Origin of the sequence: Pseudonocardia sp. (assembly GCF_050250275.1) — a bacterium.
Lineage (GTDB): Bacteria > Actinomycetota > Actinomycetes > Mycobacteriales > Pseudonocardiaceae > Pseudonocardia.
Window position 1 is genome coordinate 111,262 of record NZ_JBFWOY010000008.1, and the last position, 13,080, is coordinate 124,341.

At 71.1% G+C, this 13,080-nt stretch carries 16 protein-coding genes; 15 read left to right on the forward strand and 1 reads right to left on the reverse strand.

The features are described 5' to 3' along the window. The first annotated feature begins 141 nt into the window (after window positions 1-141). From AB7F12_RS10160 to AB7F12_RS10180, 5 genes are read left to right on the forward strand one after another with little or no spacing between them, the layout of a single operon-like run. Complete coding sequence (locus tag AB7F12_RS10160; protein WP_428499642.1) at window positions 142-516, forward strand: hypothetical protein; 375 nt, start codon at window positions 142-144, stop codon at window positions 514-516. Then, window positions 513-836: a hypothetical protein gene (locus AB7F12_RS10165; protein ID WP_428499643.1), complete on the forward strand. Its 324-nt coding sequence runs from the start codon at window positions 513-515 to the stop codon at window positions 834-836. Before AB7F12_RS10160 ends, AB7F12_RS10165 begins: the two co-directional genes overlap by 4 nt. Further along, window positions 793-1,251 (forward strand): hypothetical protein, encoded by a 459-nt coding sequence (locus tag AB7F12_RS10170; protein WP_428499644.1) that lies wholly within the window; start codon window positions 793-795, stop codon window positions 1,249-1,251. The genes AB7F12_RS10165 and AB7F12_RS10170 overlap by 44 nt, the downstream gene beginning before the upstream one ends. Before the next feature lie 29 nt (window positions 1,252-1,280). Continuing rightward, window positions 1,281-1,715: an NADH-ubiquinone oxidoreductase-F iron-sulfur binding region domain-containing protein gene (locus AB7F12_RS10175; protein ID WP_428499645.1), complete on the forward strand. Its 435-nt coding sequence runs from the start codon at window positions 1,281-1,283 to the stop codon at window positions 1,713-1,715. Beyond that, window positions 1,712-1,960, forward strand: coding sequence for a ferredoxin (locus tag AB7F12_RS10180; RefSeq protein ID WP_428499646.1), 249 nt, complete (start codon window positions 1,712-1,714; stop codon window positions 1,958-1,960). The genes AB7F12_RS10175 and AB7F12_RS10180 overlap by 4 nt, the downstream gene beginning before the upstream one ends. Before the next feature lie 123 nt (window positions 1,961-2,083). On the opposite strand, the gene AB7F12_RS10185 is transcribed toward AB7F12_RS10180, so the two are convergent. Continuing rightward, window positions 2,084-2,677 (reverse strand): TetR/AcrR family transcriptional regulator, encoded by a 594-nt coding sequence (locus tag AB7F12_RS10185; RefSeq protein ID WP_428499647.1) that lies wholly within the window; start codon window positions 2,675-2,677, stop codon window positions 2,084-2,086. A 218-nt stretch (window positions 2,678-2,895) separates the two neighbouring features. Here AB7F12_RS10185 and AB7F12_RS10190 point away from each other — a divergent pair, with 218 nt between their 5' ends. The 10 genes from AB7F12_RS10190 to AB7F12_RS10235 all read left to right on the forward strand — a co-directional run bounded on the left by AB7F12_RS10190 (window position 2,896) and on the right by AB7F12_RS10235 (window position 12,918). Beyond that, entirely contained in the window at window positions 2,896-4,764 is a 1,869-nt protein-coding gene (locus tag AB7F12_RS10190; protein WP_428499648.1) for an ABC transporter permease subunit, read from the forward strand. A 67-nt stretch (window positions 4,765-4,831) separates the two neighbouring features. Next, window positions 4,832-6,061, forward strand: a complete 1,230-nt coding sequence (locus AB7F12_RS10195) for an ABC transporter substrate-binding protein (RefSeq protein ID WP_428499649.1) — start codon at window positions 4,832-4,834, stop codon at window positions 6,059-6,061. A 19-nt stretch (window positions 6,062-6,080) separates the two neighbouring features. Next, window positions 6,081-6,944: a branched-chain amino acid ABC transporter permease gene (locus AB7F12_RS10200; RefSeq protein ID WP_428499650.1), complete on the forward strand. Its 864-nt coding sequence runs from the start codon at window positions 6,081-6,083 to the stop codon at window positions 6,942-6,944. A 92-nt stretch (window positions 6,945-7,036) separates the two neighbouring features. After that, window positions 7,037-7,852: an ABC transporter ATP-binding protein gene (locus AB7F12_RS10205; protein WP_428516745.1), complete on the forward strand. Its 816-nt coding sequence runs from the start codon at window positions 7,037-7,039 to the stop codon at window positions 7,850-7,852. Then, window positions 7,849-8,322 (forward strand): VOC family protein, encoded by a 474-nt coding sequence (locus AB7F12_RS10210; protein WP_428499652.1) that lies wholly within the window; start codon window positions 7,849-7,851, stop codon window positions 8,320-8,322. Before AB7F12_RS10205 ends, AB7F12_RS10210 begins: the two co-directional genes overlap by 4 nt. Beyond that, window positions 8,312-9,211 carry a TIGR03619 family F420-dependent LLM class oxidoreductase gene (locus AB7F12_RS10215; protein ID WP_428499653.1) on the forward strand — a complete coding sequence of 300 codons (900 nt, stop codon included), beginning with the start codon at window positions 8,312-8,314 and terminating at the stop codon, window positions 9,209-9,211. Before AB7F12_RS10210 ends, AB7F12_RS10215 begins: the two co-directional genes overlap by 11 nt. A gap of 1 nt (window position 9,212) precedes the next feature. Next, the gene (locus AB7F12_RS10220) at window positions 9,213-10,397 is read left to right on the forward strand and encodes an amidohydrolase family protein (RefSeq protein ID WP_428499654.1); all 1,185 of its coding nucleotides are present in this window, start codon (window positions 9,213-9,215) and stop codon (window positions 10,395-10,397) included. A 42-nt stretch (window positions 10,398-10,439) separates the two neighbouring features. Further along, entirely contained in the window at window positions 10,440-11,723 is a 1,284-nt protein-coding gene (locus tag AB7F12_RS10225) for a M24 family metallopeptidase (protein ID WP_428499655.1), read from the forward strand. Window positions 11,724-11,734: 11 nt separating this feature from the next. Then, window positions 11,735-12,568, forward strand: coding sequence for a fumarylacetoacetate hydrolase family protein (locus AB7F12_RS10230; RefSeq protein ID WP_428499656.1), 834 nt, complete (start codon window positions 11,735-11,737; stop codon window positions 12,566-12,568). After that, window positions 12,565-12,918, forward strand: a complete 354-nt coding sequence (locus AB7F12_RS10235; protein ID WP_428499657.1) for a Rieske (2Fe-2S) protein — start codon at window positions 12,565-12,567, stop codon at window positions 12,916-12,918. Before AB7F12_RS10230 ends, AB7F12_RS10235 begins: the two co-directional genes overlap by 4 nt. The last annotated feature ends 162 nt before the right edge of the window (window positions 12,919-13,080 follow it).

Sequence of the window (13,080 nt, forward strand, 5' to 3'; positions counted from 1 at the left end):
GCGACCTCGGCCACCGCGACGCCGAGACCGGGTCCGGTGGCTCACCGGCGACATCTCGACGCCTCCGTGCTCCTGCGGGCAACATCCGCTTCATGGGCGGCACACAGCCCGTTCCCAGGGTGCGTGCCCATCCTCGACGCCATGACGAACGCTCCGACACCGACCGGCGGCACCGACCGGGCCGGCCGCCGCGACCGTGTGCTGCGGCGGGTCCGCCGGACGACGGCCTGGACCGCGGTCTCGGCGACGGCCCTGACCGACCTGATCATCGCCCTGGTCGTCACCAGCCTGCTGCGCGCCCGCGTGGGGCTGCGGACCTGGCGCGCCGTGCACTGGGCCGCCTACCTCGCCTGGCCGCTGGCGGTGATCCACGGGCTCGGCGTCGGCACCGACTCGACGACCGGCTGGGTCCTCGGCGTGACCCTAGGCTGCGTCGCCATCGCCGCCGCGGCGCTGGTGTGGCGCGGCACCCGCGGCACCGAACCCGCTCCCCTCACCGCACGAGGCCGACCGTGACCGCCGTACTCACCACCGCCGCGGCGTCGTCGCGGTTGCTCGACCACCCCGACCGCCGCCTCCCGCTGCCGGGCGTCGACGGGCTGGTCGACGCCGTCGACGCCGCGGGCCTGCGCGGCCACGGCGGCGATGGCTTCCCGACCGCCGCCAAGTTGCGTGCCGTCCTGCACCGCGCCGGGAGGCGGCGCGGGCGACCCGTCGTCGTCGCCAACGGGTGCGAGGGCGAGCCCGCGAGCCACAAGGACGCGACCCTGCTGGCCCGGTGCCCCGCACCTGGTGGTCGACGGAGCCGCGCTGTCCGCCCTCGCCCTCGGTGGTAACCGCGTCGTCCTCTGTGTCGGCGCGGGCGCGCCTGCGGCTGCCGCACTGCGCGCCGTCGTCGCCCGCCGCGACCCCGTCGCCGTCGAGGTCGTGGAGGTGCCCGAGCGGTACGTCGCGAGCCAGGAGACCGCGCTCGTCCGGTTCCTCGGCGGCGGCCCCGCCCTCCCGACCACGAGCCCGCCCCGCCCCGCCGAACGCGGCGTCGCCTGCCGCCCGACGTTCGTCGCCAACGTGGAGACCCTCGCCCGGATCGCCCTCGTCGCCCGCCACGGCCCCACCACCCCACCCACCATGCTGTTGACGGTCGGTGGCGCCGTGACCCGGCCCGGCGTCGTCGAGGTGCCCACCGGGACGCCGCTGGCAGGGCGCTCGACCTCGCCGGCGGGCCGTCCGAGCAGGTCGGCGCAGTCCTGACCGGCGGATACGGCGGCACCTGGCTGCCGGTGCCCGACCACCTCGGGCTCCCCGTCGGCCACGACGCCATCCGCGCCGCCGGGGCCACCCTGGGCGCCGGCGTCCTGCTCGCCCTGCAGGCGGGCGCCCGCGGCCCCACCCTGACGCTGCACCTGCTGCGCTACCTGGCGCGGGAGTCGGCACGCCAGTGCGGGCCCTGCCGCTTCCGTCTGCCCGCGATCGCCGGGTACCTCGCCGAGATCGTCGACGGCCGGGCCGGGGCGCCGGCCGCCTACGCCCGGCTCACCGGGCGGCTCGGCGTCATCGACGGTCGCGGCGCCTGCGCCCACCCCGACGGCGCCGTGCGTCTGGCCGCCAGCGCACTGCACGTGTTCGCCGAGGACGTCGCCCTGCACCTGAGCGGGCTGCCGTGCCGGGCCGCGGGCGGGCCGTCGCTGTTCCCGGTCGGACGGGGTGCCCGGTGACGCACCTTGTCGTCGACACGGTCACCTGCGACGGCCACGGCCTCTGCGCCGACATCCTGCCCGAGGTCGTCGACCTCGACGAGTGGGGCTACCCCGTCGTCACCGGCCCCGTCCCCCGCCGGCTGCGCCGGGCCGCGGCCGCCGCGGTGACGGCGTGCCCCGCCCTCGCCCTGCGCCTGACGAACCCGAGCCCGACCCCCGCGCGCAACGCCATTGCTGCCGAGCCTGCCCCGCGACGACCGTGAGGTTGCGCGCCGTCCTCGGCCGGCGCACGCATCGTCGAACCGGCGCGTGGCAGGTGCCGAAGGCTGGGGCGATCACGCGCTGCCGGGCTCTGGCGCTGTGTCCGGAACCGTCGACCGGACGGCTCATGAGGTCCGGGGCCGCACCCCGCTGAGCACCGCGTCGACGATCTCGTGGGCGAACGCGACGTCGACGTGGGCGTGCGCGAACACCATGCGGTACCAGAGCGGGCCGTAGATCGCGTCGATGATGGTGTCGACATCGAGGTCCGCGCGGAGCTCGCCGGATCGCTGCGCCTCGACGAGCGTGACCCTGATCGACTCACGACGTGGCCCGAACCACTGGTCGACGAGGACTGCGCGGAGCTCGTCGTCGGCCTGCGCCTCACCGAGGAGTACGCCGAGGTTCCGCCCGAGGGGGGTGCGGTGGAAAACCTCGATGAAGCGCTCTGCCCTCCGTTTGAGCGTCACGTCGAGGGTGGGGCCGTCGGGTGGGACGGCGGTGCTGCTCCGCTCGAGGAAGACATCGAGCACGACGGCGGACTTCGACCCCCACCAACGGTAGATCGTCTGTTTGCCGACCTTGGCGCGCGCCGCGATCGCCTCGATCGTCAGAGCTTGGTAGCCCACCTCGTCGAGCAGCTCGTAGGTGGAGTCCAGAATCGCGCGCCGTGAGCGCTCGCTGCGGCGCTGGGTCCGTTCGGCCCCGGTCGTCGTCACCGGCTCGACTATACGCAGAGCGACATCTAGACGGAACGTCTCGTCTCGTCTAGCTTGTGTTACGTATCACCGGAATGACCGTCCACCACCGGCTCGCTCCGCCTCGTTCCCGGCGACCGACCGGTGCCCGACGGGCCGCGGTTGACGAGTCGATCCGTGCGGCCCTCATTCCACATCGCGCCCAGAGCCGAGCCGCGACGGAAGGTGCTGACGGAAGCATGCGACGCACAGCGACGACGCCGGCCGAGGACGACGCACCGATCGCCCGACCAGTATCCGGTGGCCGGTTCCGGCGGTGGACCTCGACGTTCCCGCGACGCCTCGCGCTCGCAGCGGTGGTTCTCGCGGTGATCTTCCTGATCTCGGGCGAGCATCAGCAATCGATCGCGATCACGGTCATGGTCTACGCGATGTGCGCCGTCGCACTGACGGTCCTCATGGGCTGGGCCGGTCAGCCCTCGATCATGAGTGCGGGCCTGCTGGTCGCAGGTGGGTACTGCGCGGCGCTGCTGGGAACGTGGGCCGGGCTCCCGTTCCTGCTGGTCCTCGTCCTGGTCCTGGTGGCTGGCTTCGGTTTCGGACTCCTCGCGGCCCTGCCGGCCCGCCGGCTCGGAGGCATCTACCTGCTGCTGAGCACGTTGGCGATCTTCTACCTGATCACCAACGTCGGCAACTACGTCCAGACCGTCGAGAAAGCCTACGCCGGGTTCACCCTTCCGTACGCGTCGATCCTCGGATTCGAACTCGACAGCCCCAGCCGGTGGTTCCCGGTCTGCGCGATCGTGTTGTTCGGGGTCTACGAGTACTTCCGCTACCTGCGGACGACCCGGATCGGACGGGCCTGGATCCTGTTGAAGGAGCACCCGGACGCGGCACGGGTCGCGGGAGTCCGGGTCCAGGCGTACATCGGTACCGCGTTCGCGACGACGACTGCGATCCACTTCGTCGCGGGAGCCATGCTGGCCTACTTCATCGGAAGCGCGTCGTACGACTCGGTGACCCTGCTGGACAGCGTGAACTTCATTGTGATGATCGTGCTCGGCCGGATCGGCTCGTTGCCCGGCGCGATCGTCGGGGCCGTCATCATCAGTGCGGTCCCGCCGCTGATCAACACGTTCTTCGGCAGCGGCAACGCCTCCGGTTTCGTGAGCGACAACCTGCTCGCGATCGAGCTGATCGTGTTCGCGCTCATCGGGATCGTCGTCCTGCTCGACGGGCCGCACCGCCTCCTCGCCGCCCTCCGTCGACGCCGTCGGGAGGAGCGGCCTGCCGGCGGTCGGGTGCCGAGCCCCGAGGTCACGACCGATCCCGCCATGCTCGCGGTCCGCGACGTGTCGGTGACCTATGCCGCCGGCGAGCAGGCCGTCGTCGACGTGTCCATGAAGCTCGCCGACGGGTCCGCCACCGCAGTGATCGGCCGCAACGGCGCAGGCAAGTCGAGCCTGCTGTTCGCGATCGTCGGCTTCCCTCCCGGCAGCGGCGGCCGGATCACCTCCGGCACGGTCACCTGGACCCCGCCCTCGACGTCGAGACCGACCGATCTGACGTCACTGTCGATCACCGAGCGGTGCGCCCTGGGAGTCGTGTTCGTCCCCGCGGAGGGCAAGGTGTTCGACGAGCTGACCGTCGAGGAGCATCTACGGGAGGCTCTCGCTCCACGCGCGGGCCGGACCGGGTCGACCACCTCGATCGAGGACCTCCTCGAGATCTTCCCCGCGCTCGCCGGTCGTCTGCGGAGCTCCGCGGGTCACCTCAGCGGTGGTGAGCGCCAACAGCTCGCCCTGGCCGCCGCGATCGCACGATCGGCCGAGCTCGTCGTGATCGACGAGGCGTCGCTCGGCCTGTCCCCGGTCGTGATCTCGTCGCTGGCGCCGGTGCTGCGCCGTGTGAGCACCGAGTTCGCCCGGGGGCTGCTGATCGCGGAACAGGACCCACGACTCGCGATCGCAGCCACCGACAGTGTCGTGCTGATGGACGGCGGGCGGGCGCTGCACGAGAGCGCTGCGGATGCGCAGCTCATGCGCCGCATCGAGAGCGTGTACCTCGGCCGCCTGGCCGACCCCACACCGCCGGTGTCACGGCGCTGAACCGTTGTTCCCATCCGATCGGAACATCTCGTCCGTCGAGAACGGCGAGACCACAAGGAGGTCGTTGATGCTGGGAATGCGCATCCGCAGAGCCGGCAGGCTGACATGCGCGGCGATCGCGGTCGGGCTGATCGCGGCGAGCTGCGGCTCCGGCAGTGGCGGTGGTGCTGCGGCCGACGCGGGCGCTCCGTTCGTCCTCGGCGGCCAGTTCGACCTCTCCGGGATCGCGCGGGCCGCGAGCACCCCGGCGAGCAAGGGCCTGCAGGCGGCCGTGGACGGGATCAACCGCCGCGGCGGCGTGAACGGGCACAAGATCGAGCTCGTGATCCGCGACGACGGTTCCAACACCGCGCGGATCACATCGGTCTACCGAGAGCTCGTCACCAGTGCCAACGTGTCGGCGATCGCCGGCCTCGTGTCCAGCCAACAGACACCGGTGGTCGTGCCGCTCGCGGAGCGGGACAAGATGGCGCTCATCGACGCCGGCACGCCCGGCAGCTTCATCCAGCCGCCCAACCCGTCGGTGTTCAGCTCGAGCGCCAACCAGAACCTCCAGGGTCCGGCTCAGCTCGCGTACATCATGTCGCTCGCGGGCCAGGGGAAGGTTCCCGCCAAGCCGCGCGTCGCCGCGATCTACTACGCCACCCCGTCGAGCACCGAGGCGTTGGAAGCCACGAAGGCCTACGCCGCCAAGGTCGGAATCGAGCTCGTCACGGTCGAGAGCCCGCCGGTCGGGCAGGGCGCGATGGGCCCGGTCATGAGCGCGATCCAGTCGGCGAACGTCGACGCGATCGTCTCAGGGCTGATCCCCACCGACGTGATCGCCGCCGTGAAGGTCGCGTCGACCAGCGGCCTGGACATGTCGATGCCGTGGGCGAACTACTCGTTCGGCGGCGGCCCGGAGGTGCTCAAGGAGGTCGCCGGCCTCGGCCACACCGGCTACGTCGTGCTCGCGACGGTCAACATCCTCGGCACCACCCCGGGCAGCAAGACCTTCCTCGAGGATCTGCAGGCCAACGGTGTGAACCCCATGGAGCAGGGTGTCGAGGTGGGCTACATCCAGGGCATCCTCGCGGCCGAGGTGTTCGCGAAGTGCGGCTTCCCGTGTGCTCCGGAGAAGTTCCGAACCACCATCGGGACGTTCAGCTCGCCGCTCGACGGCCTGGCGTTCGGGCCCGTCGCCTACTCCGACCAGGACCACAGCGGCATCGGCGTCGTGCAGTTCGCGAAGTGGGACACGGCGGCCGGAAACCTGGCCTACGCGGGGGACGCGGTCGAGCTCGAGGTGAAGGTGTGACGGCGACGGGAGCGCGGCCGTGCGCGTAGCCGTCGACCTCGTCGCGAACATCGTCCTGCTGGCGGCGATCTTCGGGCTGGTCAACGTCGGGCTCGTGGTGCTGTACCGGTCGACGGGTGTCCTGAGCTTCGCGCAGGGTCACCTGCTGATGTTCGGGGCCTACATCATGTCGACGGTCCAGCCGGCGCTCGGCTACTGGGGCGGGCTCGCGGTCACGGTCGGGGTCGTGTCGGTCATGGGCCTCGTCATCTACGTGACGACGATGCGATTCATGCTCGGCAAGTCCGAGTTCGAGAAGGTCGTCATGTCCTTCCTCGTCGCGCTGATCATCACGCAGGTCATCGACATCATCTGGAGCACGCAGGCGCGCAGCATCTCCCCGCCGACGAGCGCGGTCCTCGCTGTAGCGACGGGACGGCTGCCGTGGAGCAGCCTGATATCGCTCGGTATCGCGGTCGGCGTCGTCGGGGTCCTGACGTTGCTGATCTTCCGGACGGTGCCGGGCTTACGGATGAGGGCGCTGGCCCACAACGAGACGCTGGCGGTGTACTCGGGGATGCGGGTGCACCGGCTCTCGGGTCTCGCGTGGATCATCGCCGGGGCGACGGCCGCGATCGCCGGCGTGGTGTTCGCCCAGACGAGCAGCGTGACGTTCTCCCTGGCCGACATCGGTCTCCTCGCCTTCCCGGCGGCAGTGCTCGGGGGTCTCAAGAGCATCCCGGGCTCGCTGATCGGTTCGGTGATCCTCGCGGCGATCTTCACAGTCGCGAACTACCTGCTCGGCGGCGTGCTGGGCGGCTCGGTCGTCTACCTGTTCATGCTCGCGGTGCTGCTCGTGCTGCCGTTCGGGTTGTTCGGGCGGCGGACGGCGCAGCGCCTGTGAGCGGCCCCGTGAGAGATGAGCCTGTGAGAGACGATCCTGTGAGGGACGACCCGGTGGACGACGCCATGGGCAACGCTGCGGGAGGAGGCGACGTGCGCGGGCCGACGACCCTGCTCGACGTCCGCGACGTGACGGTCCGGTTCGGCGACCTCACGGTGCTGGACAACGTCCGCATGGAGGTCGGGCTCGGCGAGATCGTGGGCCTGATCGGCTCGAACGGGTCGGGCAAGAGCAGCCTGCTCAACGTCGCGTCCGGTTACTACCAGCCGTCCGAGGGCGAGGCCCTGATCAGCGGGATGAGCACGAGCCACCTCTCCCCCGAGGGCGTCGCGAGGCTCGGCGTCGGCCGCTCTTTCCAGAACATCGGCAGCCTGCAGGAGCTGACCGCCGGCGAGTACATGATGCTGGGCCTGGAGACGGACTGGGCTGTCGGGCTGGCTCCTGCGTTGCTGTCGCTGCGCTCGAGCAGACGGGCGGAGCGGGCCGCCCGCGAGATCGTCCGGGGCTGGGCCGAGCGGGCCGGGGTCGTCGACTACGTCGGGGTCCCGTTGAAGCACTGCCCCTACGGTGTCCGCAAGATCGCCGACATCGTGCGGGCCGTCATCGCCGGACCGACGTTGCTCCTGCTCGACGAGCCGACGTCCGGTGTCGCGTCCGGGGATCGCGCCATGATCGCGGACCTGATCCGGATGCTCGTCGAGGGCTCGGACCGGTCGATCGTGGTGGTCGACCACGACGTCGAGTTCGTGAGCTCGCTCGCCACCTCGATGGTCGCGCTGGCAGCGGGCCGGGTCATCGCCCGCGGCGCGACCACCGAGGTCCTGGCGGACCGTGCCGTCGTCGACACCTTCATCGGGCACGCGAGCGAAGGCCTCGTGGACCGGATCGCACCGGGGGACCATTCATGAGCGCGAACATCCGAGCGGTCTCCCACATCGCCGTCGGGGTGCGGGACATGGCGTCGGCACTGCGGTTCTACCGGGACTTCCTCGGCCTGACGGTCAGCCTCGACCAGCACGAGCGGCGTGGGCGCGAGCGGGGCGACGGCTCCGCCCAGTCGGGGCGTCGGGCCGTGTACCTGCGGCTCGCCGACCATGACGACGCGTCGTTCCTCGTACTGGACCAGCAGCTCGACCACGAGGCCGAGGGCGGACCCCGCAACCTGTTCGACGCCGGGTTCCACCACGTCGCTTTCTGGGCGGACGGGCTCGACGCGCTCGTCGCCGCCGCCCCCGGGGCCGGCGTGACGATCGTCCACGGACCCACGTGGGAGGACAGTGCCAGCTGGGGCGAGTGCTCCGGGCACCTCATCCGCACGGTGATCTTCAGGGATCCCGATGGCAACCTCGTGCAGGTGGACAGCCGTCGTGACGGGTGACCCACACGGCCCCCGGCTGGGCTGCGTCGTGCCCAACGGTGGGGACCTCCTGCTGCGGGAGCCGATGGCGGCGGTGGTGGACGCCGTCGGATCGGGTGGCGCCACGGGGCTGTGGTTCACCGACCACCTCGTGGTCGCCGAGCACGCGTCGCCGGTGCACCCGTACTCGCCCTCGGCCGACCGGCAGGTCGACCGGATCCGCACTGTGACGACTCCGTGGTTCGAGGCGCTGACCTGCTGCGCGGCCGCCGCTGCCGTCGCTGGGCCGCTCCGGGTCGGCACCGCGGTGCTCGTGCTCCCGCAACGACACCCGGTCGAGGTGGCGAAGATGGCGGCGACGATCGACCGGCTCACCGGAGGTCGCTTCGTGCTCGGCCTCGGTGCCGGCTGGCTGCGTGAGGAGTTCGATGCGCTCGGGTACGACTACGCGTCCCGGGCCGACCGGCTCGAGCGCGGTGTCGCGACGCTGCGTGACGCGTGGACCGGGAGCCTGACGTCCGGGCCCGGGAACCGGGTCCACCTGCACCCGGTTCCCATCGCGTACATCCCGGTGCTGCTCGGGGGGAACGCCGCGGCTGCGCTGCGCCGGGCCGCCCGCGTCGGCGACGGCTGGCTCGGCATCGCGATGAGCTGGACGCCGTACCTTGACCGGCTGGACGAGCAGCTCGACACCCTCGCCCGGCTGACGAAGGAGCGGACGGGACCACCGTTCACCCGCACCGTGCGGATCGTCCAGTACGACCGCACCGACCGTGACGAGCTGCTGACCATGGTCGACGGCATCGCGTCGCGCGACGTCGACGAGATCGTCGTCGAGCCGCCGTGGACGACACCGTCCGACACGACGACGCGCCTTCAGGAGATCACCGACCGGATCGGAGCCCGATGAGATGACGATCGACACCGACGCCGCGGAGCAGACCGCGCCGCCGAGATCGGGGTTCCTGTCCGGCGCATTCGACTCCGACGTCCACCCCAACTTCCGCAACGGGATCCGCGACCTCGCCCCCTATGTGGAGAGCACCGCCATGCGTAAGCGCATGGGCCTGCTCGACGCGCCCCCCGGGAGCGCCGCACGGGTGATGCGCGGGGACAACGTCGTCCAGGTCCCCGGCGCGGAGATGCGGCTGCCCGGTGTCAACTACACCAACCCCGGCGGCACGATGCGACTCGACGCCATGCCGCCCGACGGCGGCCCGCCCGGGTCCGACCCGCGGTTCGTCGTGACCGACCACCTCGACCGGCACGACCTCGGCGGCGCGCTGCTGATCGGCGGCAGCGTCCTCGGCCTGGGCGGCATCCCCGAGCCGGAGATGGCCGCCGCGGTCGCGTCGGCGCACAACCTCTGGCTCGAGGACGTGTGGTGCCGCGAGGACCCGCGGTTCCGGATCGCCCTGGTGGTCCCGCCGCAGGACCCCGCGCTCGCCGTCGCGGAGGTCCATCGCTGGGGTCGCAACGCCTCGGTCGCGGCGGTGTACATCCCGGGCACCGACAACGGAATGGCGTTCGGCCACCGCCACTACCACCCGATCTACGAAGCGGCGCTCGAATACGGGCTGCCGGTCGTGACGCACCCCGGTGGCGAGAGCTCCGGGACCAACAGCGCGATGATCGCCGTCGGCAAGCCCGAGTACTACCTCGAGTTCCACACGTCGATTCCGCAGGTCTACATGAGGCACCTCATCAGCCTCGTCGTCTCCGGGGTCTTCGAGCGGTTCCCGACACTGCGGTTCGGCCTGATCGAAGCCGGCTGGGCGTGGCTGCCCCACGTCCTGTGGCGCCTGGACAAGGACTGGAAGGGCCTTCGGGACGAGTGCCCGTGGCTGCGACGGCCACCGAGCGAGTACGTCCTCGACCACGTGCGGTTCACGACCCAACCGATCTATGAGCCCCCGGACCCGGCGGACCTCGGAACCATGATGCGGCTCGCCAGGGCCGACCGGTGCGTCATGTTCAGCTCCGACTACCCGCACTGGGACGCCGACGCCCCGCAGATGGCGTACCGGCGCGTCCCCCGCGAGATGCGCCGGTCACTGACCCACGACCTCCCGTCCGAGTTCTTCCGGCTCAGCTGAGAGCCCGGCCCGTCCGCCCGTGAACGAAGGAGTACCGATCCCGTGGTTGCTCTCGACCGACTGACGAACCTCCCGCCGGCACCGGCCCTGCCGAACCGGCTGTGCGACGTCGACCGCATGGTCGCCGTGCTGGCCGAACGCGACCTCGACGGCCTGGTCTCCTACTGCCGTCCCAACGTCTTCTACTTCACGACGTACGGCGGCAAGTCGACGACGGCGCACCACGAGGACAACCCGTTGGGCGCCTTCGTGTTCTCGCGTCACGATCCCGAGCACCCGATCCTGGTCATGCCCGATTTCGACCTGGGCACGCTGCTCGCCCGCCCGACCTGGGTCCCCGACGTCCGGCCGTACGCCAACGTCATGCTGCCGCTGGCCTTCCCCGCCGACGCCGCCGGCTTCGCGCGCTTCGTCCCCGACACGGTGCTGGCGACCGAGTGGGGCAGGGCGTCGCTCGCGAACTACGCACCCGACTTCCCCGCCGCATTGCAGGGCGCTGTCCGCGACCTGAAGCTCGACCGCGGCAGGGTCGGTTTCGACAACCCGCGGGTCGCGGCGATCCTCGACACCGGAAGCGCCGAGATCGTCGACGCCTTCAGCACGGCGAAGTACATCCGGCAGGTCAAGACGCCCGCCGAGATCGACATCATGCGGCACTCGTCGCGGATCAACGAGATCGCGCTCGAACGGACCCTCGCCGAGTGGCAGCCGGGCGTGACCTGGCAGGAGCTCAACCACCGCTACAACTGCAACGCCCTCGAAGCGGGGGGCTGGGTCCACGACGGCGGCGCGATCATCTTCTCCAACCCGCCGGACGGGAACCCCGCCTTCTACACCGACGACGGCATCACCGACTTCGTCATCGAACGCGGCATGAACATGATGTTCGACTGCCACGGGTCGTGGCGCAACTACGCGTGGGACGGCGGGAAGACCTGGTTCGTCGGCGGCGACCCGACCACGGCGCAGGCCCGCGTCGGCAAGGCCTGCAGCGATGCTCTCGACGCGATCCGCGATGCCGCGGTGCCGGGGGCGTCGATGAGCCGGCTCCAGGAGGTCGGTCTCGACGTCATGAACCGCGACCTGCCGCGGGCGGACACCTCGACCGTGTTCTTCCACGGCCTCGGGCTCGAGCACATCGACATGGAGGTCGTGCCGGGTCGCAGCGACTGGACGCTGGAGTCGGGCATGGTCCTCTCCGCGCACATCCAGTACCCGGGTGACGTCGGCGAACGCTACTTCATCGAGGACATCATGCACGTCCACACCGGCGGGGCGGACCGGTTGTTCTCCTGGGACAACGCACCGTTCGAGCACGGCGGCTGAGGGGGTCGACGATGCAGATCGCATACGTCCGGGACGGGGCCGGGAACCGCCTGGCCGCCCGCCTCGACGCGAGCACGGGCTGGACACCTGTCGACGGGGTGTCGACGATCGGCGCCGTACTCGGTGCCCCTGACGTCGTACGGGCACAGCTCGCGACCGCCGGCGCGCTCGGCACCGGTGACGACCTCGTGACGTCCTGTCTGGACCCGGGCGCGACCGTCGTCGCCGCCGGACTCAACTTCCACTCCCACCTCGCCGAGCTCGGGGCCGCGCTGCCGAGCGAGCCGTTCTGCTTCCCCAAGAACGCGTCGTCGGTCGCCCCGCCCCTCTCGACGCTCGCCCTGCCGCACGCGGTCAGCGAGATGATCGACTACGAGGTCGAACTGGCGATCGTCGTCGGCAGCCGCGTCCGCGACGCCTCGGAGGCCGAGGCCGCCGCCGCCATCGGCGGGTTCGCCGTCGCGAACGACGTCAGTGCCCGTGACTTCCAGGTCGTCGAAGGCGGGTGGGTCGACTGGATCAAGGCGAAGGGACTCGACGGGTTCCTTCCCCTGGGGCCCGTCACGGTCGCGGACCAGGGATTCGACATCAGTACGTCCCGTCTGCGGTGCTGGGTCGGCGACGACCTCCGGCAGGAGGAGGCCGCCGCGGACATGATCTTCTCCCCCGCGGCGCTCGTCGCCTACGTCTCGCGCGGGCTGACGCTGCGGCCGGGCGACGTCGTCCTGTCGGGCACGCCGGGCGGTATCGGCCACAGCCTCGACCCGCCCGTCTACCTCGCTCCGGGGGATGTCGTCCGCTGCGCGATCGACGGGCTCGGCGAGATCCGCACGGAGTTCGTGTGACCGGGTACCTGGTCGGGCCGGCCGACGAGCTGCTCCCCGGCGACCGGAGGATCGTCGACGCGGGCGGGCGGTCGATCGCGGTCTTCAACGTCGACGGCGTGCTGCGCGCGCTACGGAACTACTGCCCCCACATGGGCGCACCGCTCTGCGAGGGCGAGACGCGTGGGGTGATGGCGCCCGGGCCTCCGCAGGAGTTCCGGTACGAAGAGCGGCCGACCGTCGTCATCTGCCCGTGGCACCACTGGGAGTTCGACATCCGGGACGGGTCGTCCTCGGCCGACCCGGCAGTTCGCGCCCGCAGCTACCCCGTCGAGATCCGTGCGGACGCCAACGTCTACGTCCTCGTCTGACCACAGCCTGGGTGGGGCACCACGGTTCGTTCCCGAACACTCGCGCGCAACCTCAGTGCTCTCCAGCCCCGCCGCTAGGACCGTGAGGTTGCGCCCGACAACTCACGCGCAACCTCACTGCTGTTCGGCCGCGCAACCACGACCGTGAGGTTGCGCTCGGTC